We start from the raw sequence: 19,933 nt of genomic DNA on the forward strand, positions 1-19,933 counted from the left end.
CACCGCTTTTTTGATGATTTCTATGAAGAGGATACGGTTTCTTTCTTCCCAGCACGTTCCTCTGCCGCTTTAACAAAATAGGTAAACAATCGGTGCATTTCTTCGCTCACCTCGGTCATATCCTCGGGATGCCACTGAACAGCAACGATCCAATTTTTATTAAAGTCTTCACTTTCAATCGCTTCAATGATACCATCCGGTGCCTTGGCGGTAACTTTCATGCCAGGTGCCACTTCTTGGACAGCTCCATGATGAAAGCTGTTGACCGAAGTTTCGTTGCTTCCGATAATTTCAGCCAGCAATGAGCCTTCCTCGATCGAGATGGAGTGGGTCGCAGCGTCCCTTGCACCATCCTGATAATGTTTAATGACCTTTTCCATTTCGTCATACACGTCCTGGTACAGAGTACCGCCAAGTGCACCATTAAGCACCTGGATTCCCCGGCAAATGGCGAAAATCGGAATCTTCTGCTCCTTGGCAAACTCAATGAGATCCATTTCTGTCTTGTCTCTTTCCGGAATGACCTTGCCGAGATTTGGATGAGGTTCGGCACCGATTTGCTGGGGATCCATATCCTCGCCACCGCTGAGCAGAATACCATCGCACAGCGCTGCCCATTCCCTGGCTATCTCTTTATCTGCCATTGGCAAGATAACAGGCACTCCGCCGGCATTCATTACTGATGTTGTATAACTGTAATGAAGATAGGCCGTTTCAAGACCCCCAATATCCTTCGTGGAACAGGTGATACCAATCACCGGTCGTTTATTTTCCATTCTAGCAACTCCCGTTCTGTATTTGTCATACAGAACTTTACCCTAAATCTCTGCTTTGTGAACACGTAAATTTTATCCATTTAAAAACCCGCTTTCATAGGGGTTTTCCTTAATACCTCAAATTCAAGAGCACATCCCGTACAGCTTTATCTTCCATCACCATATCTTTATATTTTCTCGTAATTTCTGTTAAAGCCACATCATGGTAGAAGAACTCAGTAAAAAACTTTACAAGCGGCTTGGATCGCGTGCGAATCGCCTGCCAAACGGTATCTTCGATGCCCGCAAAGAGCATTTCCTGCTGATCAATAATAAGGATTCGGCTTCGTTCAAGCGTTCCATGCTGGGTATCAGGTAATAATGTGGAAACGTCGGGAATCACTGTGGAAAGCTCGCCGATTACGTGGATTTTGACATCGATACCATCGTTATATTTTTTCTCCAGCAGCGGTAAATGGGAACTCAGGTCATCGGACCAGCCGGAAAGAATAACAGACTGTTCAGCGCCATCCAGCATGCCTTTCATCAACGACTGAATCGATTGATTATCCTTCAACGTCCAGACCCTGTCGTCTGTTATGGTTTGTTTGCTTTTGGCCTCTCTCAGCTGCTGCACATTCGTCTCAAAATCTGCTTTAAGTTTTTCAATGGCAGACTCAACCGGCAATGCTGAATAGAGGCGTTTTTTTTCAACAGTTGACTCCAAAATCATTCCCTTTTCGGCCAGACGGTGAAGCACCTCATACACCTTCGCGCGGGGAACACCAGAACCCTTGACAACACCCGTGGCATCAAGGGGTTGGTCAGAGGTGACCAGCGATTGATACACCTGGCTTTCATATTGCGTAAATCCAAATTGCTGCAGCATTTTTCTAACTCCTTGCCTCAATTTCGTAAGCTAATCATACCATAGTGCCTTCCATTTTCTACACATCAGCATTTTTGTCTTGTTTTTCTCATAAATAATGTTACTATTACAGTGGTAACTTTTTAATAAAGGATGAGTACTTTGAATAAACGTGTTTACTTATTGACCATTGTTTCCTTTGTTGTAGGGATGGTCGAACTGATCATAGGTGGAATTTTAGACTTGGTCGCAAAGGATTTACAGGTCAGTATCGGGAAAGCAGGCTTTCTGATTACGGTCTTTTCTCTTGTGTTTGCAGTCGCTTCACCTGTGTTGTTGATGATGACGTCAAAGATTGAGCGGAAGAAACTGACGCTGATCTCTCTCCTGATCTTTTTTATCGGAAATGCCATTGTGGTCTTCAGCCCGTCCTACAGTATGTTGTTGATCGCTCGTATTGTTTCGGCAGCAAGCGGATCGCTGCTGGTCGTTTTATGTATTACCATCGCTTCATCGATTGTCTCTGAACAATATCGTGCCAGAGCTATCGGTGTGGTATTCATGGGAATCAGCGCTTCCCTTGTGCTCGGTGTTCCGATCGGACTAATGCTTGGGAACGCCTTTGGATGGAGAGCTCCCTTCGTTCTGATTACAGGATTAACGCTCCTTTCCATGGCAGGTGTTTATTTTTTTATGGATACCATGTTTTCAAAGCCAGCTGTTTCCCTTATGAAACAGCCAAGAACGCTAAAAAACCGCCGGCTGCTGTTCGCCCAATTAACTTCATTTCTCTTTTTGGCCGGACATTTGACGCTGTATGGATATTTAACGCCGTTTCTAAAAACAGCTCTGGGTCTGAACGGAAACTGGGTGAGCATTGTTTATCTCATTTTCGGCTGTGCCGCAGTAGCCGGAGGAGGTGTTGGGGGAACACTGGCTGACCGGATCGGAACACGGAAGTCCATCATTGGTTTTATTGTTATTTTTGGCCTCACCATGTTCGTCATCCCTTATACGACGTTTTCACTGCCCCTCTTTTTAAGCGTTATGGTGCTCTGGAGCATGCTGAGCTGGGCGATCACTCCCGCCATGCAAAGTTATCTTATTGAATCCTCGACGCCAGAAACATCGGATATCCAGCAAAGCCTGAACAACACCGCCCTGCACTTTGGAATTGCATTTGGTTCTGCCATTGGCGGCTTTGTCATCGAACAGTCTTCTGTTGAATCCAATGCGACCGTCGGCGGTTGTTTCATTATTATTGCCCTCGCTGCCGCTCTTATTTCCATGGCGGAACGAAAAAGGCGTTTATCCCCAATTAAACATCATATGTAAGGTGAAAGACACTTCGTTAAACGAGGTGTCTTTTTTAGGTATTCTCCCGAAGATTACGACTATATTGGTATAGTGACAAATAAAAGTATTGGGAGGATGCTTTGGATTTATTTAATAAACCAACTGTTCCTTTACAGAAAAAAGCAGCTGACATCCGAACGTTGTTTCCTGCCACCTCCTGGATTGTTTTTGTATCCCTGGTTTCTGCCATTACTGCCCTCCTGCAAACGGCAGGAGGAGCCATTCCTGTCGCAGGAATGTTCATCAGCCCTCTTTCCACGCTGCCTATCATTGGAATGACGTTAATATCTCGCTTATACGGGCTCTATACTTACACATTAACTATTATTCTTCTCGTATTCATTCAGCCTGCAGAAATATTAATATTCACGTTTACTACTGGTTTGCTGGGCATTGGCCTGGGCTTGGGGTTTAATAAACTGAAACGGCGCTTTTTCATTGCCCTCTCAGGCTGTATCTTTCTTTTTTCAGGTATGTGTACAATGCTTTACGGATTTTCATTTCCTCTATTCGGCGCTGACTTCCCTTATCCTAAAGACAGTATTCTATTACCTGGCCTCTGTTTGTTTTCTTTGGCTTATAGCTTTGCATGGACTGAGTTCACTTTGCTTATTTTGAAAAAACGATGGAACATTATACTTTAAAAAATTTGCAAATCACTACCCGGTGTTTAGGGGTGTTCTGGGCCATGCAGGTCACATATCAAAAAGGAGTTCCGAAAACGGAACTCCTTTTTACTAATCTTTTTACTTATTTCATCGCCTTTTTAATCACGTTGAAAATGTTCGTATTTTCATAAGTTCCTGCCAGCTGATCAGCTCCAGGTCCCATCGCGGTTAAAGGAACACTGACCCCGCCATGGCCTGAAGTCGTCCAATCCAATGTAAACTGATCGTTGGAATGAGCGACTGTAAATGGTCCATCTTCTTTGGAAATGCCATCTCCGCTCTCGTCACTGCCGTTAACTTCCTCGATGGACAATCCGCCACACTCATGATCCGCCACTACGAGTACAAGGGTATCCGGATGTTTTTGCGCAAACTTTTTAGCCGCCTCAACCGATTTATCCAGTTGCTGTCCGGCTTTAATCATCAGCTTGCCGTTATTTTCATGAGACATTTCATCGGTGCCTTCTTCTTCAACCATCAGGAAAAACCCGCGTTTGTTTTGAGATAGCGTATCAATCGCTTTTTTTGTCATATCTGGGAGTGATACTACAGGATTGTAAAGGTCTCCTTCACCCTCCGGACGTTGTTCAAACATTTCTTCGTTGGCAAAGAGGCCAAGAATTTTGTCATTCTTTGTTTTCATTAGTCCGTCTTTATCTGTTACATATTTATATCCCATATGCTTTGCTTCGGCCACCAGGTTCCCTTGTGTTCCTTTGCTCTGCTCTTTAACATCCTTGGCAGGGTTATCCTGGAACTTTCCTGGGTTGCCTGCAGGATACCAAAAGTCTTCTCCGCCACCGAGCAGGACATCCACTCTGCTGTTTTCAAGGTATTGTTTGGCGATATCACTTTGTTTGGAACGATCCTCCACATGAGCACCAAAAGCAGCTGGTGTAGCATCCGTAATTTGGCTGGTGGTCACAAGCCCTGTTGATTTCCCTGCTTTATCCGCCATCTCAAGCACCGTTTTAACCGGTTTCTTATCAGGATTAACCCCTATTGCTCCATTATAAGTTTTTACACCGGAAGCCATTGCGGTAGCTGCAGCGGCTGAATCGGTTACCACTGAAGTCGAACTCGTATGTACATTACCAACGTAAGGCATCTTGTTCATACTGAGGTCGCCGGTCAATCCCTTTGTTGCCAATCGGATCGCTTCCCGATGAGAAGCTCCCATTCCATCTCCTACAAAAACAATGACATTTTTCGCCTTTTTTGGATTGGTATAATGGTTGCTGCTTTTTGCATCAGCTATCTGATTAAAACCAATGGACCCAATAAGTGCTAAAGATAAAGTGACGCCAGCGAGCATTTTCTTGTTTTTCAATTGGTACACTCCCTCATTCGATTGATATCTACTAGGTTAGACAATCATTGTAAAGGTAGTATGAATGTAAAATGATCGTTTTGTAAAAATTACCATACACTTTGTTGATTATATAAATTATTTATTAACGGACGTTTGAAAGAAATTGTTCGAGCGTACGGACCTTCCCGATTCTTGGAAAGATAAAGGAACATGAGGCGTCATGTGCTTCCTGGCTGAATGTAGTCATGGCATCCGTGACAAAAATCTGGTTATAGCCCAATTGGAAGGCTTCCCTTGCCGTGCTCTCTACGCCGATATTCGTGGCAATCCCGCATAATACAATCGTATCAATGCCCCGGCGGCGCAACTGAAGATCAAGATCAGTGCCAAAGAAAGCACCCCACTGCCGTTTGGTAACTGTGTAGTCTTCCGGCTGAACACCAAGTTCAGGAACAAATTCAGCCCAATCTGCTGTCCGTTCACCAGAAGGAGCAGGGGCATCGGTTACAGGCTGCAACGCGTCTTTTCCATCATGAAATGCCACATTGACAAAAGAAATGAATCCTTCATTCTCACGGAACAATTTCACGAGTGGAATCGTTTTTTCAACAACCTCTTTTCCCCCGGGCATCTGCACAATGCCTTTCTGCAGATCAATAATCACCAATGCTGTTTTATTAAAATCAAGTTGTAATGCACTCATCCCATTTCCTCCTTAATGGCTTCTTATTTTTCGGATGCATGAAGAAGCCTTGCATAATCCCGATCCGGTACCAGCCCTTCCTTTGCCGCACGGGTCAGAAGTGAAACAACTGCTTCGTACCCCGCTTGTCCAAGATCAGCCGTAAATTCATTTACATACAAGTTGATGTGCTGCTGAGCAACATCATGGGAAAGTTCACTTGCATGCTGCATCACGTACCCTCTTGATGACTCCGGGAATTCCCATGCAAAGGCAACAGATGAACGAATCCAGCTTGTAATGGATTCAATGTCCATGGATTTCTTGGCTATAATGGCTCCAAGCGGAATCGGCAATCCGGTGTCTTCTTCCCACCAGTTCCCCATATCTGCCAGCAGGTTAAGTCCGTAATTCTGATACGTGAATCGTGCTTCATGGATAACAAGGCCCGCATCGATTTCTCCCGCCTTTACCGCCGGCATGATTTGATCGAACGGCATAATCACGATCTGACCAATTCCGCCAGGTACATTTTGAGCCGCCCATAAACGGAACAGCAAATAGGCAGTTGACCGTTCACTCGGAACAGCTACCTTTTTTCCCGTCAGCATTTCCGGGCTTACCTGTCCCTCTTCCTTTACGAGAACAAGAGGCCCACAGCCGCGTCCCAGCGCTCCGCCACATGGAATCAAATCGTAATGATCCAGCACCCATGGCAGGGCAGCATAAGAGATTTTTAAGATTTCCGGGCCCTCATGGCGAGCGGCCAATCCATTCGTGATGTCAATATCGGCATAGGTAACATCAAACTCGGGAGCTCCCGGCACCAATCCATGCACCAGGGCATGAAAGACAAACGTATCATTTGGACACGGTGAAAAAGCAATATTCATTTTACTCAATTTAAAGTACCTCCATCATAACTTTACTTGCTGACGTTAATGCCCCGAGGGCTTCTTTCAGTTTCCATGCTCCACGATCACGGGGACCCACAGCATTGGATATCGCCCGGATTTCCAGTACAGGCAAATTGTATTCTCTGGCAGCAAATGCAACACCATAGCCTTCCATTGCTTCAGCAGCCGCATGGGGTTCAAGCTCCGCCAGCCGGTCAGCCGTATCTTGCGTGCCGGTTACCGTAGAAATCGTGAGAATTGGAGCAGTATGTACGGGCAAATCCGCATCTGCCATGGCAGAAGACAATGCGAGCACCAGGCTGCTCTCTGCCGGAATCCGTGTGGATGAGCCGAATCCCAGTTCATCTAAACTAAGAAATCCTTCAGGGGATTCGGCACCTAAGTCGGCACAGACAATTTCCTCGGCAATGACAAGGGAACCCACCTCCGCACGATCCGGAAATCCGCCCGCAATACCCGCATTGATTACCAGATCATATGTGTTGGCGTGCAATGCCTTCATGGTATTAATGGCTGCAGCGACCGGACCGACTCCGGCTAAGACCACATCAACCCTGTTGTCCTGACACCCTCGCTCTACGGCTTCTTTTTCCTGTTGTACAGAAGTCATCACAAGAATACGGCCATTTAATTTATTCATGTATTCGCCTCCTGTCTTTAAATGCTTTTCCCGTTGGCTGTTAAGGTAATCTATGTTGTTCTTGCAGAGGAGTCTCGCACCTTTCACTCCAATCAACTTGTCAAAAAAGATTTTAATACAAAAAGATCTCCACAACTACAAGCTTCCAGGAAAAAGTCCTCGTTTAAAAGGTAGCACTTAATCGTGTTTTCTTTCCACTTTGATGCTTTTTTGGACCTTATCCATCTGCATAAATTATACCGTTTGGAAGACGCTAATGTCGTATAGAAAATGATGGATTCGGAGGTATTGTCATGGATCATGTGGAAGGAAGCGCTTCTACCAACAAATACATACCTGTAAGCTCGGTCACGTCCGGGGAAGGAAAAGAAGTGGCACCTGGCCTTTACTGCTACACCAATCAAATCGTAAATTTGTGTTTTGTTGAAGATCAGAAAAGTAAAAACAGCTGGGTGCTGGTGGATGCCGGCATGCCGGATAGCACAGAAAAGATCATCGCAGAAGCAGAAGAGCGTTTTGGAAAAGAGACCGTGCCAAAGGCGATCATCCTCACACACGCCCACTTCGACCATATTGGAGGAATTATCGGTTTGTTGAACCGATGGGACGTCCCAGTTTATGCACATTCGCTGGAACTTCCGTACGTGACTGGCAAAAAAGATTATCCCAAACCCGATCCGTCAGTAGAAGGCGGGATGGTAGCAAGAATGTCTTTTTTATTTCCCAATAAAGCGATCAACCTGGATAAACAGGTGCATCCCCTGCCTGAAGACGGCTCAGTTCCCGAACTTCCGGAATGGCGCTGGGTGCACACGCCCGGTCACACGGAGGGCCATATCTCTCTTTTCCGTGAAGCTGACCAGGCATTGATTGCGGGAGATGCTTTTATTACCGTCAAGCAGGAAGATCTGTACAGTGTAATCACCCAGCATCTCGAAATCAGCGGGCCACCGCGTTACTTTACTCCCGACTGGATGGAAGCCTGGAAGTCGGTAAAAAAACTGCACTCTCTGAATCCCCATACCGCCGTAACCGGACATGGCCGGCCGGTCTCCCGGGAATGGCTTGACGAAAACCTTACGAAATTGGCCCGGGAGTTTGACCGGATTGCGATCCCAGACTATGGAAAATATGTGCAAGGCAACCAACTCGAGCAATAGAGAGTAAAAACAGGCTGTTTTCAGCCTGTTTTTCTTTTTGCCACCTCTTGTTCTGCTCTTATTGATGTAAAAAGAAAATAGAGGCCCGGAATGAAAATAACAGTTCCTGCTACTGCAAAACTCTGGCGTGTGGTAAGGTGCAAATATCCGGTGGAAGCAAATAATATCCCAAGAGGCATTGCTGCACGCATCATCAGCAAGCGTACGGCACTCAGCTGGGCAAGTCGGTCACGCTTTGCTTCCTGCTGGAACAGAGCTGAACTTTGGGCATTAAAGAGAGGAAAAACCAAACCGCCGAAAAGTTCGCATCCCCAGGCAAGCCATACGTGATCCACTGGAAACAGCAGTAAAAAAGAGAGTCCTCCTCCTGCCAACCCTGTATACATGATAACCGGATTCTTAGGAAGCCGGGACAGAAGAAGACTTCCAATCACATAGCCAACGGGGAAAGCACCGGAAAATACGGCATACTCCCATCGTTCTCCTCCCATTTCTCCCCGAATAAAAGGAACGCTTAGCACAAGTGAGGCTCCCACCGCAAACTGCACACTGGATGACAGCAAGGTCAGCTTTAGCAATTGGGGCTGCCGGAAAAACGAATGGTAACCTGCCTTCATTTCAGACCACCAAAACTTCTTCGTCCAGATGGCTGCTTTTGTTATTGATTGTGATTGTATAGCACTCAAAGCGAAAAAGCTGAGGAAAAACAAAGCAGAAGAAAGAGCATAGAGCACGGGCAGCGGAAAGGCGAGCAATAACAATGAGACAGCTCCTGGCGCAAGAAAACTCATGATCCTCATGGTTCCATCAAGCAAACCGTTGGCTTCAGCGAGCTTCCTTTCTTCGCACAGCTCGGGCAAAATGGAAAAAGACAGACTGGCATACACTGGCTGCAGCAAACCTAGGCTGCATTGAAGGATCACCAGTCCGGCAATCATGCTGGTATGTGATTGAAAAAGCCAGCCAGCCAAGGGAAGCAGATAGCCTACCATCCGAACCAGCTGAATAATTTTCAATGCCTTCCCTTTATTGACCTGGTTCAAGTAAGGAGCACTGATCCCCTGCAGCACAAGAGAAGGAATAAAATACACGAGCCACAGTGCTCCCATCCATTCTTTTGACCCTGTTAATTCGAACAGCAGCAGGCCATTAATGATTCCACCTGCTGCCCCTCCAAATTCCGAAATCATCTCCCCTGTCCATAGCGCATAAAAGGAGCGGGAATACCTTCTCATCCCTTCAATCCCAAGTACTCATTCAGTTTACCGGAAAATCGTTGGATGGTATCTGTATTAGCCCGGTAAACCCCTTTTTCAACAGAAACAAACGCTGCCGACTTCAAGATGGAGAGCTGATGATGAAGCGTGGTTTTGGAAATCTGAAACTGACCGCTCAATTCCTGAAGAGATAACTGCCCTTTCACAAGGGTAAGCAATAGCTTTAAACGAAGCTCGTCCCCTAAAGCTTTGTGCCCCCTGATGAGGACCGAAGAAGGCTGGCCGGATTCGGTTAAATATTCTTCGTTCACCGGGTAGAATAAAAGCTTTGTATCCACTGTGCGAAGCGAAAGTACCCATGGGCGGTACGAGACATGAGGCACCAGCTTCACATGCCAGACGGATGGCTCGGGTAGATACTCAGCTCCTCCGGTGACCCGTTGAATTTCATCCACCGGTTGTTCCCGGTTCAATCTCTGGTTTTCGTTTTCCTCAAACCTAAGGGCCTGCATCCATTTTTCCCATACCGGCTGGGTGCGGATAAAATCATGCCATTCCTTCGTCACTGTCTTCATTAAGGAAAGGATATCTTCAATGGCCCACTCTCCCAGCAGCCTGACATAGCCCTCCAGGTAGTCGTGTCCTTTAAAAAATTCTGCATACCGGGTAAAGCATGCTTTATCCGTATAGTTGAGCACAGTGTCTTTCCGATCGCCCTCTGTTTTTTGATTATGATAAGGAAGCAGAACTTCATATAAAGTTTGGTGTGATTCCTGATCCAATGCATTCAAAAAATCCTGAATAGAAATGGCACTCCAATGATTTTGAAGCAGCAGCATGCCGTACCATAAATTCGTTTCGTGTATTTCTTTTAGTGCCAGAAGAAGCTCCGGACTCATGGTCTTCTTCCATGTTTTCCATTGTTCATCAAGTTCAAATGTATGTCTGAGTTGCGCGTATGTATAACCTGAGATGCCAAGAAGGACCTCCCAAACCTGTGACGATTCTACCGTTACATTCACGGTCTCTGCCGGCTGGGAAGCTAACAGATAGTTCATGTTCATCACTTCCTCTCGTTGAGTGTTATTCTAAATTATACGAATAACAAATTCAATTATTTTCGAAACTAAAATCCAAAAAAGCACAAACACCGGGATGGCGTTTGTGCTCTTCGTGCGTTTACTGCTCTACTTTTTCTCTTTTTTGTTGAATTTGCTTTTTATGCGCGTGCGTATGGGCGGTAAAACGGTCTTCCTCGACCTGTTCGGACATTTTCATACCATGGGCGACCATGGCAGAAGCTACTTTTTTTAAGCCCATTTGATCTTTTTGATAAACGAAGGAAGCTCTTGTAGAAACAGAAGCGCCAGGCTCCGTCACATAAGGGACCACACGGTAATCCGCCTGCCATTGTGCAGGAGTTACACGGCAGCGGACATATCCTCTGTAATCGTTGAAGAATTTAATGTGCGGATTTTGTTCCAAAATATGATCGGTATCCTTACGCTTGTCTGCGCCGTTGCCTCCTGAAGTAATTGAGGTCCCCACAAATTCAACACCAAACACCTTTGAATTCGGATCATCAAAATTGATAAGCAGGTTGTTTGCCCAGTTCGCATGAACGTCCCCAGTCAATACGATCAGGTTGTTCAAGTTCTTGGATTTGACGAAATCAAGGACACGCTGGCGCTGCGCTGGGTATCCATCCCAGGAATCCATGCTGTAAACCGGTGCAGCTTTCGTCCCGAAGTTCCACTGCGAAAAGAAGATTTGCTGAGCCATCACATTCCAGTGTGCTTTGGAGGCGCTCAGATTGTTAAAGAGCCATTGCTCCTGTTCTTGCCCCATCAATGTACGTCTTGGATCCAGAGATTCCTCTGAAGGTGGCTTGTTTCCATCTCCATTCGCCTGATCGGATCGGAACTGCCGTGTATCAAGCACATTAAAGGAAGCCAGATCACCATAATCAAAATGGCGGTATAGCTGCATGTCCGGCCCGTTAGGTAAAGAAGACTTGCGAAGAGGCATGTGCTCGTAATAGGCCTGGTAAGCCGCAGCCCGGCGAATGATGAAGGCTTCCGGAGATTGGCCCTTTTCAGGAATATTATTTGCATAGTTGTTTTCTACTTCATGATCATCCCAAGTAACTACCCAAGGGAACGCAGCATGGGCGGCCTTCAGGTTTGCATCTGAACGGTATTGGGCATGACGGTTGCGGTAGTCATTCAATGACATGATTTCAGCACTGCTGTGAGTTCGAACATTTCCTGTCGCTGCTACATATTCATTTGGACCATATTCGTAAATATAGTCCCCAAGGTGGAATACCAGATCAAGATCCTCTTCAGCCATATGTTTATAGGCAGTATAGAAACCATGCTCATATTGCTGGCAGGAAGCGAACGCAAACTTGAGTTCTTTGACAGATGCACCTGGGGCAGGAAGGGTTTTGGTGCGGCCTACAGGACTTAATTCATATCCGCTCTTGAAACGATAGTAATACACATGGTTTGGCTTAAGGCCAGTGACTTCCACATGAACGGAGTGACCAAGGTCCGGTCTGGCGAGTTCAGTTCCTTTCTGGACAATATTTCTGAAACGTTCATCTTTTGCGATCTCCCATCTCACTGGAACCGCCTGGCGTTTCATTCCTCCGCCATTTAAGGGATCGGGTGCAAGGCGTGTCCAGAGCACCACGCCATCGGAAAGCGGGTCACCTGATGCTACACCGAGTGTAAAGGGATAGCTTTCGAACTTTGGAGCGGCGTTTACTTCAAATCCACCGATCGACTGTGCAAGAACTGCCCCGAGAGACAGCCCGGCAATTTTACCGGTTCCTCTAAGAAAGCTGCGGCGGTCGAATTTTTTGTTTTCATGTTCCTCAGTCAATTTCTTGATCAAATCCTCCACGTGCCTTTCGTCTGCCATAACAATTCCCCTCTCTTAATGAAAAAGTAGCGTACGAAAGTCAGTATAAAACGTGAATATGAATCTGCTATTAAGATGTGTAAACCTGCATGAAACAACAAAAAAACAAAAAAGGACAATAATCGCAGGACTATTTTCCTTCTCAGCAATTTATCCATTCAATTTGGTGGTTTTTATCGAGAAAAGAAAAATTTTCTGCAGTGGTTAACAGGGCTTAAGTCACACGTTTTTTAACATTCGCTTCAAAATAAACTAACATATGGAAACCAAATAACCACCAGGCAGTGTAGGCCACCTGGTGGTTATTGACCAAAATCTGTTGTTTATGAAGGTTTTTTTAATTCTATGACGTTGCTTTCCTGCTTCTTCTGTTTCTTCCTGTAAACAATTTTGGAAAGCGTAATGCTGAATTCGTATAGGATCAAAAGCGGGATCGTTACAAGAAAATCAGACATAAAATCAGGTGGTGTAATAAGAACAGCGACCACGACAAGACCAAAGTAAGCAAGTTTCCTTGCCTTGGACAGAAGCTTCGGATTCACCAGTCCAATCGATGTAAGAAACATGACGACCAGCGGGATTTCAAATAAAAAGCCAAACGGCAAGGTAAGATTGATCATAAACTTAAAGTATTTTTCCGATGTAAAAAACGTTTGAAACTGACCGTCTGACAGCTTCATTAAAAAATCAAGCACCATCGGATAAACCACAAAATACCCGAAGGAGAGCCCGGCAATAAATAAAAGGAAAAGAGCAGGGATATATGACAGTGCAGTTTTGGATTCATTTTTGGATAACGCCGGGCTGACGAAAAGCCACGTTTGATAGGCGGCCACCGGAATCGTCAATGCAATGGAAATGACCCCCGATATCATAAAATAGACCCAAAGAATATCACTCGGTCCCAAAACGGCCAGTTTGGCATCGAGATCACGAATCAGCCAATGGTAGATATCCTGAACGTAGATAAACGAAACAATGAAAAATACCGCGAACGTAAGCAGTGTGATAATAATCCGCTTTCGTAATTCTCCCAGATGATCAATAAGAAGCATTTCTGCATCTTTCATAATTTCACCTCATCATATAAGAGAAAGGAGATGACTGCTTTCCGCCATCCCCCGCTCTATTATTTTTGCTCTGCTTTTTCTTCCTTTTCATCAGTATTCATTAAGTCCTTGGCGGAATTTTTAAACTCTCGCAGCGTGCTTCCGAATGCCCGTCCAATTTCAGGCAGTTTAGCAGGTCCAAAAATGATTAACGCAATAACAAGTAGAATAATCAATCCGGGAATACCAATATTTTGGAACATAGAAAGCCCTCCTTAGAATGTAAATCCTGTAATGCCCTCCACAGAAGCCGCGGTTCGTCACGCTGATTCTCTATTTAACCCCTCCCGCTTATGTATCCTTCTCCTCCACCTTAAACAAAGATTATTGAGGCAATATAAAGAAAAATTTAACAAATTATAAAAACCGGAAGGAAGAGGATTTACATAACAAAAAAACCGCTGATTAAACAGCGGTTACTCAAAAAGCGGAACAGCCAGATCTTTTCCGTTCATGCTTAAAGCCGTGTGAAGCTGGCCCCTGTGATGATATGTATGTGCCAGGATTTCTAGCATCCATTCATAACGGGAATATGAAACACCCCACCAGGAGGTTGTCACTACTAACCAGTCTTCCTCCCGGTAGTGGCGAATGCTATCCTTCAGATATTCAAAGTTTGAAGTGAGCCGTTCCTTGATCTGTCCGCTCGTTTGAGGATCATGCCCAGAATAAAATTTCTCTATCTCTTTTTGACCTGTCTCATTCATGATTAACACGTCCGCTTTATAAATCGAGCTTATATGAGTCAACAACTCTCTTACATTTCTTTTATTTTGTCCTAAAGAGATATCCAAATCACTCGCTTCCATCGAGTCTATAAGATTAAGAATGGAACGATTAGCAACCTCCAATTGGCGGAGAATCGGAGTTATCCTATTCATATATATGATATCCTCTCTTTTTACTTTCGTGATTCTTTCGGCTGAGGATCGGCTTCCATCAAAAAATCTACCAGATGAACTGCCCGTACCTCTTTTTCCAGACCGGCTCGTTGAATGCCAAGTTTCATTTGCAAAAGACATCCGGGATTTGTCGTCACAATCGTGTCTGCTTTTGTTCTTCTGGTCTTTTCCATTTTAACATCAAGAATCTCCATGGAATCCTCATAGTTCACAATGTTATAGATACCCGCAGAGCCGCAGCAGCGGTCATAACCGGCCATTTCCCTGTAGGTAATACCCGGTATCCCCTCTAACAGTGCCAAAGGCTCGGATGTTACTTTCTGAACGTGTGTCATATGACAAGAGGATTGGTAGGTCACCCTCTCATTCATTGAATGACGAAATTCCAGACCATCAAGCTCCGTCAAAACGACAGTCACATCCCGAGATTTTTTAGAAAATTGTTCAGCCCGCCTATTCCAGTCCGGCTCATCTTTTAGTAAATGGTCATATTCAAAAAGCATAGCTCCACAGCCGCCCGCATTATTTACGATATAATCAACATTTTCTTTCTCAAACACTTCAATGTTTTGTTTGGCGAGTTGGCGTGCCTCTTCAAGCTTGCCCGTATGTGCGTGAAGTGCACCGCAGCATGTCTGGGCTTTTGGAATCACCACTTCTGCTCCGGCTCTTGAAAGCAATTCAATTGTGTTTTTATTGGTCTGATGAAACATACTGTCCATGACACAGCCGCTGACGAAGCCTACTCTCATTTTTGGATTACGTTTCGCCTTTACAAGGCGAGGCGAGTTTCTTCTTTCAAATGGGGAGGCAACTTTAGGCAGCACCGCTTCGAACTTGTCGAGATGAAGCGGAGCCATAGCGGTCATTCCCGATTTGCGAGCGATTGCCTGCAAACCTGTCTTTTGATAGAACCAGGTCGCATTTCCTATCGCATTCATCCATTTTCTCGAGGGGAAGAGCCCATTAAATATAAAGTCTTCTGTTACCTGCTGTTTTTTCGTTTTCTTTTCATGATCCTCCAGCACCGATTTGGCTCCTTCTAAAATCTCTCCATACTGTACATTCGTCGGGCAAACGGTTTGGCAGGCTCTGCACCCCAGACACTTTTCAATCGGTTCCCGCATGTTCTCCACACTGCTTTTTCCTTCAGCCACCATTTTCACCAAATTAATTCTGCCCCTTGGTGAGTGGGTTTCTTTACCCATCGTCTCATAGGTGGGACAAGCAGGCAGACAATAACCGCACTGGACACAATCGAAGGTCTTTTCATAATGCAGTTGTTTTTTTAACCGATTTGCAGCTTCACTCATCTCGCAACACCAGCTTTTTCCCCGGTTCAGGAAAAATCTTGCCCGGGTTCATGATTTGATTGGGATCCCATGCATTCTTCATACGCTTCATCATGTCAAGGCCAATGGGACCGACCTCCATCTCCATAAATGGAGCTTTCATCGTTCCAATCCCATGCTCACCTGAAAGCGTGCCGCCCAGCTCGATCGCTGCTTTAAAAATTTCCTCCACGGCCTGCTCTACACGATCCATTTCTTCCAAATCTCTTTTATCACAGATGATGTTGGGATGAAGGTTCCCGTCTCCTGCATGTCCAAATACGACAAGATCGACGTGAAACCGGTCCCTGATTTCTTTGAGCCGTTGAAACATCTCGGGAATTTTACTTCTTGGCACGGTGGCATCTTCTGAAACTTTCGTCGGTTTCTTCCTCACAATTGCCGGTGAGACCAGCTTTCTCGCCTGCCACAGCTTTGCGGCCTCCTCACTGCTGCCTGCAACATTGACAGAATGAGCCCCTGCCTCCCTGCAGATGAAAGCCACCTTTTCAATTTCTTCTTCGATTGCCTTCGGATGCCCGTCCAACTCAATAAGTACGATGGCTTCTGCGGTCACGGGAAGTCCTAAAGGCTTATACTCCTCCACGGCCAGTATGCACGCCTGGTCCATCAACTCCAATTTGGAGGGAAGGATTCCGGAGGTGAGCACTTTTGTGATGGCCTGTCCGGACGTTACCAAATCATCGAAAATGATCATTGCCGTCCTGTAGGCCTTAGGCCTTGGAACAAGCTTCAGCGTAGCCTCTGTTATCACACAAAGCGTGCCCTCGGAGCCAATAATGAGTTTAGTAAGGTCGTAGCCAGTCACATTCTTGATGGTTCTTCCTCCTGTCCTCATCACGTGGCCTTCCGGTGTCACAATCTCCAAACCGATGCAATAATCCTTCGTTACTCCATACTTCAATCCTCTAGGTCCTCCGGAGTTTTCAGCCAGATTTCCGCCAATGGTGGAAACATGCGAACTGCTTGGGTCTGGAGGGTACATCAGCCCCCATTGTTCCGCTTCTTCATCAATTCTGGCTGTTAATATACCTGGCGAGACCACTGCGATCATATCCTCGGGGCGAATCTCAAGCTTATCGTTCCACTGAGAACAGTCAAGGACAATTCCTCCATTCACTGGCAGTGGCCCGCCACTTAAAGAGGTCGACTGGCCACGAGGGTAGACAGGGATGCCCTCACGATTGGCAAGTTTCATTACTTTAGCCACTTCTTCCGTTGAGCGTGGCTGTACAACGGCATCCGGCATATACGTGCCAAACGATGCATCAAACGAATAACTCAAGCGGTCACTTTCTTCAAGCAAAACTCTATTTTCGCCAAAGATGGCCTGGAGCTCTTGTTCATGTGCAGATGTCATAACCTTCATCTTCTTATCTCCTCATGCCTTCATATTTCATAATTTTGCAAGAATAGGCTTAATTTTTTCTCAGCATTTCTTAAATGGATGGTACTTTGAACTTTTGCGAGTTCTGGCTCTTCCAACTCAATAGCTTCATAGATTCTGCGATGCTCTTGATAAACAGATTCCCTTTTTTGTTTGAGTTCTTTATTCGGTTCAAGCGTAACTTTTAGCGTTTTTTCATATAAATCTGCTAAATTCTCCATCATATGAATCATAACGGGATTATGAGTTGCCAATATGACGGCCCGGTGAAACGCAATATCATTTGTATAATGATTTTGATCCGCATTCAATGACCCGTATTCAAGTTTATCCAAAACATGCTTCATAGAAGAAAGCTGTTCCGTTGTCCGTCTTGTGGCAGCTAAATAAGCCGCTTCCGGCTCCATAATCTTTCTCATTTCAAATAAGTGCCTAATGCTTTCCACATCATCACTTTTCATATGAATACTGCGCAAGATTTGGGACTGCGTATTCTCTTCAATATAACTTCCTCCGCCTTGCCTTGAGGTAATAAGCCCTGATGCTCTCAATACACTAAGCGCCTCCCGGACAGAAATACGGCTTACTCCAAACTGTTTGGATAGTGCCATTTCTGTTGGAAGTTTGTCACCGGGCAAATAATGTCCCGACTCTATCATTTGCAGAAGTTCCCGAGAGATAATCTGAGATATTTTCTCTTTTTTAGACATGTCGACTCCTGGTTATTTTTTGTAATACAAATCTAAGGTGTTTTTATGGTTCTAAAAATATAAAACAGCCCATGAAAGGGTTTACAAAGGTTTCTTTAGCCTATATACTAATCTAAACATACATAATTTTCAAGTTTTTTCAACAAATTTGTATTACAAATTTGCAAGTTCTGAATTTGAAAGCACTAACTAAGGAAGAGTTACTTGTGACCTTTCTGAGCTCTGCCTCCTAAACTATTAACTCCAGCGATGGCGGCAGTAGGCGTTGCTGTTATTAACTCGATCGGAAATCTAGGCGGGTTTTTAGGACCCTATGCCATTGGTGCATTGAAGGATGCTACCGGGAGCACCTTTAGCGGTCTCGTCTTTTTAAGTACCATGATGATTGTTACCTTTCACATGCTGATGGTCATGAGAAGCAAGATGAATAAAGCCGCCACAGACCTAATTTCTGCTGAGCAGGAAGATATCTTTGGTACGTAAACGGTTGAAAAAGCTTCCCGGCAGCTTGGGATGGCTTTTTCTTTTTTATCCAATTCACCTGGCTTTAAGAAATTTTTCATTAATGGCCATTTTTCACACGTGTTTTGAAGTCGCTTAATGGGAATAACCATACTACATCTCTATTTGGAGGTTTGTACGATGAATTTCAAACATATCTTAAAACAAACGGACCACCGCCCGTTCCCTCTTCCTTCTGGCCCTTGGATCATGACCCAAAGGTGGAACCACCTTCTTTATGCCCATTGGCCCGTCCCTGTTTCCGTCCTTCGTGAAAAAATACCCTCCTGCATGGAGATTGATACATATGACAACCAAGCATGGATTGGCGTAATCCCTTTTTACCTTAATGAATTCCGTACAAGATACCTGCCCCCTTTTCCCTTTGCACATGCGTTTCCCGAGCTGAATGTGCGAACATATGTGATATACAAAGGAATACCAGGCATCTACTTTTTTAGTTTGGATGCCGGCAGCCACCTGGCTGTAAAAGGTGCCCGTTCCTTTTTTCATTTGCCGTACCGCTATGCCAAAATGAACATTGAGGTCGCTGAAGAACGTGTTCATTACTTGAGCAGACGGCAAGAAAATGAAGGTACAAAAGCAGATTTCCTTGCCCACTACAAGCCAGTATCAGCCCCTTTTTACAGCAATAAGGAGTCTCTCGACTATTGGCTGGCTGAGAGATATCGCTTTTATAACGAGCACACCAACAAACTGTATTATCTAGATATCCATCATCAGCCATGGGCTCTTCAACAGACAGAGGCTGAAATTCAGGTGAACTCGGTAGTCACCGCAAGCTCCGGCATTGAGCTGCCATCTACTCAACCTGTGCTCCATTATTCCAAAACCCAAAAGGTTCTATTTTGGCCCTTGCGCCAGATGGAACTTTAAAAAAGGACTATCCGGGAAATCAAGTGCACAACTGATTTCCGACAGTCCTTTTTACTATTTAGTGCACCAGGTTCTCCGGCGGAAGATAGGTAACTGTTGTGTTTTTCTTTATACGATCTTTCACACCCAAGGGTACTGGTATAAATGTTTCTGCCATCTCTACCGGCATCCATAATACTTCCTCAATCTCGTCAGGAAACTGAATTTCAATTTTTCCCCCTGTTATTTTCCCGGTAAACACAAAGAAAACCACATGATGTCCTCTTGCTTCAAAGAACTGCTCACTAATCCCAAAAACATTTCGCACGTCGATTTCCAATCCTGTTTCTTCTTTTATCTCACGAATCGCTGCTTCCTCCAGCGTTTCCCCATCCTCTACTGCTCCTCCCGGAAGCGTATAATAAGAGGATTCATCCCCAAAGTTTTTAACCATCAATATCTTTTCGCTCGTTTCATCAAACAACAAAACATATACTACATCAACTCGTTTCATGAGTAGACTCCTTCTCAAATGTTGGTCCATTTTACTATTCTTCAAATTGAAAGGAAGCCCTTCTTTCCACTAAAAAACC

21 protein-coding genes are annotated in these 19,933 nt (G+C 45.0%); 5 read left to right on the forward strand and 16 right to left on the reverse strand.

Annotated elements, in window-relative coordinates:
- Positions 1 to 20 precede the first annotated feature (20 nt).
- Positions 21 to 776: a gamma-glutamyl-gamma-aminobutyrate hydrolase family protein gene (locus DMO16_RS08715; protein ID WP_129476815.1), complete on the reverse strand. Its 756-nt coding sequence runs from the start codon at positions 774 to 776 to the stop codon at positions 21 to 23.
- A gap of 109 nt (positions 777 to 885) precedes the next feature.
- A complete protein-coding gene (locus DMO16_RS08720; protein WP_061968370.1) occupies positions 886 to 1,644 on the reverse strand; it encodes a TrmB family transcriptional regulator in 759 nt (252 codons plus the stop codon).
- 141 nt (positions 1,645 to 1,785) lie between these two features.
- Between DMO16_RS08720 and DMO16_RS08725 the strand changes: the two genes are divergently transcribed.
- Positions 1,786 to 2,958, forward strand: a complete 1,173-nt coding sequence (locus tag DMO16_RS08725; protein ID WP_129476817.1) for an MFS transporter — start codon at positions 1,786 to 1,788, stop codon at positions 2,956 to 2,958.
- A gap of 101 nt (positions 2,959 to 3,059) precedes the next feature.
- Positions 3,060 to 3,623: a hypothetical protein gene (locus DMO16_RS08730; protein ID WP_129476819.1), complete on the forward strand. Its 564-nt coding sequence runs from the start codon at positions 3,060 to 3,062 to the stop codon at positions 3,621 to 3,623.
- A gap of 106 nt (positions 3,624 to 3,729) precedes the next feature.
- Here the strand turns inward: DMO16_RS08730 and DMO16_RS08735 are convergent, their stop codons facing one another.
- The 4 genes from DMO16_RS08735 to DMO16_RS08750 form a co-directional block, all read right to left on the reverse strand.
- Positions 3,730 to 4,962 (reverse strand): alkaline phosphatase, encoded by a 1,233-nt coding sequence (locus tag DMO16_RS08735; RefSeq protein ID WP_129480344.1) that lies wholly within the window; start codon positions 4,960 to 4,962, stop codon positions 3,730 to 3,732.
- Between the two features lie 139 nt (positions 4,963 to 5,101).
- Positions 5,102 to 5,662, reverse strand: a complete 561-nt coding sequence (locus DMO16_RS08740) for an isochorismatase family protein (protein ID WP_129476821.1) — start codon at positions 5,660 to 5,662, stop codon at positions 5,102 to 5,104.
- A gap of 23 nt (positions 5,663 to 5,685) precedes the next feature.
- Entirely contained in the window at positions 5,686 to 6,534 is an 849-nt protein-coding gene (locus DMO16_RS08745) for a 1,4-dihydroxy-6-naphthoate synthase (protein ID WP_129480345.1), read from the reverse strand.
- 10 nt (positions 6,535 to 6,544) lie between these two features.
- Entirely contained in the window at positions 6,545 to 7,198 is a 654-nt protein-coding gene (locus DMO16_RS08750) for a futalosine hydrolase (RefSeq protein WP_129476823.1), read from the reverse strand.
- A 293-nt stretch (positions 7,199 to 7,491) separates the two neighbouring features.
- On the opposite strand from DMO16_RS08750, the gene DMO16_RS08755 reads away from it, so the two are divergent.
- Positions 7,492 to 8,358: an MBL fold metallo-hydrolase gene (locus DMO16_RS08755; RefSeq protein ID WP_129476825.1), complete on the forward strand. Its 867-nt coding sequence runs from the start codon at positions 7,492 to 7,494 to the stop codon at positions 8,356 to 8,358.
- Positions 8,359 to 8,378: 20 nt separating this feature from the next.
- Here DMO16_RS08755 and DMO16_RS08760 read toward each other — a convergent pair whose 3' ends face one another.
- The 9 genes from DMO16_RS08760 to DMO16_RS08800 all read right to left on the reverse strand — a co-directional run bounded on the left by DMO16_RS08760 (position 8,379) and on the right by DMO16_RS08800 (position 17,963).
- On the reverse strand, positions 8,379 to 9,593 hold the full coding sequence (locus tag DMO16_RS08760; RefSeq protein WP_129476827.1) for an MFS transporter: 1,215 nt from the start codon (positions 9,591 to 9,593) through the stop codon (positions 8,379 to 8,381).
- Positions 9,590 to 10,633: an ArsR family transcriptional regulator gene (locus DMO16_RS08765; RefSeq protein WP_129476829.1), complete on the reverse strand. Its 1,044-nt coding sequence runs from the start codon at positions 10,631 to 10,633 to the stop codon at positions 9,590 to 9,592. Before DMO16_RS08765 ends, DMO16_RS08760 begins: the two co-directional genes overlap by 4 nt.
- A 121-nt stretch (positions 10,634 to 10,754) precedes the next feature.
- Positions 10,755 to 12,503 carry an alkaline phosphatase D family protein gene (locus tag DMO16_RS08770; RefSeq protein ID WP_129476832.1) on the reverse strand — a complete coding sequence of 583 codons (1,749 nt, stop codon included), beginning with the start codon at positions 12,501 to 12,503 and terminating at the stop codon, positions 10,755 to 10,757.
- A 323-nt stretch (positions 12,504 to 12,826) separates the two neighbouring features.
- Positions 12,827 to 13,573 (reverse strand): twin-arginine translocase subunit TatC, encoded by a 747-nt coding sequence (tatC, locus tag DMO16_RS08775; RefSeq protein WP_129476834.1) that lies wholly within the window; start codon positions 13,571 to 13,573, stop codon positions 12,827 to 12,829.
- Between the two features lie 59 nt (positions 13,574 to 13,632).
- The gene (tatA, locus tag DMO16_RS08780) at positions 13,633 to 13,815 is read right to left on the reverse strand and encodes a twin-arginine translocase TatA/TatE family subunit (protein ID WP_061968348.1); all 183 of its coding nucleotides are present in this window, start codon (positions 13,813 to 13,815) and stop codon (positions 13,633 to 13,635) included.
- A 213-nt stretch (positions 13,816 to 14,028) separates the two neighbouring features.
- Entirely contained in the window at positions 14,029 to 14,493 is a 465-nt protein-coding gene (locus DMO16_RS08785) for a DinB family protein (protein ID WP_061968345.1), read from the reverse strand.
- Between the two features lie 20 nt (positions 14,494 to 14,513).
- Positions 14,514 to 15,827 (reverse strand): (Fe-S)-binding protein, encoded by a 1,314-nt coding sequence (locus tag DMO16_RS08790; RefSeq protein WP_129476838.1) that lies wholly within the window; start codon positions 15,825 to 15,827, stop codon positions 14,514 to 14,516.
- Positions 15,820 to 17,226: an FAD-binding oxidoreductase gene (locus DMO16_RS08795; RefSeq protein WP_129480346.1), complete on the reverse strand. Its 1,407-nt coding sequence runs from the start codon at positions 17,224 to 17,226 to the stop codon at positions 15,820 to 15,822. Before DMO16_RS08795 ends, DMO16_RS08790 begins: the two co-directional genes overlap by 8 nt.
- Before the next feature lie 29 nt (positions 17,227 to 17,255).
- Positions 17,256 to 17,963 carry a FadR/GntR family transcriptional regulator gene (locus DMO16_RS08800; protein ID WP_061968339.1) on the reverse strand — a complete coding sequence of 236 codons (708 nt, stop codon included), beginning with the start codon at positions 17,961 to 17,963 and terminating at the stop codon, positions 17,256 to 17,258.
- Positions 17,964 to 18,212: 249 nt separating this feature from the next.
- Between DMO16_RS08800 and DMO16_RS08805 the strand changes: the two genes are divergently transcribed.
- On the forward strand, positions 18,213 to 18,446 hold the full coding sequence (locus tag DMO16_RS08805; RefSeq protein WP_129476840.1) for a hypothetical protein: 234 nt from the start codon (positions 18,213 to 18,215) through the stop codon (positions 18,444 to 18,446).
- Positions 18,447 to 18,605: 159 nt separating this feature from the next.
- Entirely contained in the window at positions 18,606 to 19,361 is a 756-nt protein-coding gene (locus DMO16_RS08810; protein ID WP_129476842.1) for a YqjF family protein, read from the forward strand.
- A 58-nt stretch (positions 19,362 to 19,419) separates the two neighbouring features.
- On the opposite strand, the gene DMO16_RS08815 is transcribed toward DMO16_RS08810, so the two are convergent.
- The gene (locus tag DMO16_RS08815) at positions 19,420 to 19,854 is read right to left on the reverse strand and encodes an NUDIX hydrolase (RefSeq protein WP_061968332.1); all 435 of its coding nucleotides are present in this window, start codon (positions 19,852 to 19,854) and stop codon (positions 19,420 to 19,422) included.
- Positions 19,855 to 19,933: the final 79 nt, after the last annotated feature.

Origin of the sequence: Fictibacillus sp. S7, assembly GCF_004127935.1 — a bacterium.
Classification (GTDB): domain Bacteria; phylum Bacillota; class Bacilli; order Bacillales; family Fictibacillaceae; genus Fictibacillus_C; species Fictibacillus_C enclensis.

Coding starts and splice junctions, on each gene's coding strand:
- DMO16_RS08715 (WP_129476815.1), bottom strand. CDS start 776: ATGGAAAATAAACGACCGGTGATTGGTATCACCTGTTCCACGAAGGAT.
- DMO16_RS08720 (WP_061968370.1), bottom strand. CDS start 1,644: ATGCTGCAGCAATTTGGATTTACGCAATATGAAAGCCAGGTGTATCAA.
- DMO16_RS08735 (WP_129480344.1), bottom strand. CDS start 4,962: ATGCTCGCTGGCGTCACTTTATCTTTAGCACTTATTGGGTCCATTGGT.
- DMO16_RS08740 (WP_129476821.1), bottom strand. CDS start 5,662: ATGAGTGCATTACAACTTGATTTTAATAAAACAGCATTGGTGATTATT.
- DMO16_RS08745 (WP_129480345.1), bottom strand. CDS start 6,534: ATGAATATTGCTTTTTCACCGTGTCCAAATGATACGTTTGTCTTTCAT.
- DMO16_RS08750 (WP_129476823.1), bottom strand. CDS start 7,198: ATGAATAAATTAAATGGCCGTATTCTTGTGATGACTTCTGTACAACAG.
- DMO16_RS08755 (WP_129476825.1), top strand. CDS start 7,492: ATGGATCATGTGGAAGGAAGCGCTTCTACCAACAAATACATACCTGTA.
- DMO16_RS08760 (WP_129476827.1), bottom strand. CDS start 9,593: ATGAGAAGGTATTCCCGCTCCTTTTATGCGCTATGGACAGGGGAGATG.
- DMO16_RS08765 (WP_129476829.1), bottom strand. CDS start 10,633: ATGAACTATCTGTTAGCTTCCCAGCCGGCAGAGACCGTGAATGTAACG.
- DMO16_RS08770 (WP_129476832.1), bottom strand. CDS start 12,503: ATGGCAGACGAAAGGCACGTGGAGGATTTGATCAAGAAATTGACTGAG.
- tatC (WP_129476834.1), bottom strand. CDS start 13,573: ATGAAAGATGCAGAAATGCTTCTTATTGATCATCTGGGAGAATTACGA.
- tatA (WP_061968348.1), bottom strand. CDS start 13,815: ATGTTCCAAAATATTGGTATTCCCGGATTGATTATTCTACTTGTTATT.
- DMO16_RS08785 (WP_061968345.1), bottom strand. CDS start 14,493: ATGAATAGGATAACTCCGATTCTCCGCCAATTGGAGGTTGCTAATCGT.
- DMO16_RS08790 (WP_129476838.1), bottom strand. CDS start 15,827: ATGAGTGAAGCTGCAAATCGGTTAAAAAAACAACTGCATTATGAAAAG.
- DMO16_RS08795 (WP_129480346.1), bottom strand. CDS start 17,226: ATGACATCTGCACATGAACAAGAGCTCCAGGCCATCTTTGGCGAAAAT.
- DMO16_RS08800 (WP_061968339.1), bottom strand. CDS start 17,963: ATGTCTAAAAAAGAGAAAATATCTCAGATTATCTCTCGGGAACTTCTG.
- DMO16_RS08805 (WP_129476840.1), top strand. CDS start 18,213: ATGGCGGCAGTAGGCGTTGCTGTTATTAACTCGATCGGAAATCTAGGC.
- DMO16_RS08810 (WP_129476842.1), top strand. CDS start 18,606: ATGAATTTCAAACATATCTTAAAACAAACGGACCACCGCCCGTTCCCT.
- DMO16_RS08815 (WP_061968332.1), bottom strand. CDS start 19,854: ATGAAACGAGTTGATGTAGTATATGTTTTGTTGTTTGATGAAACGAGC.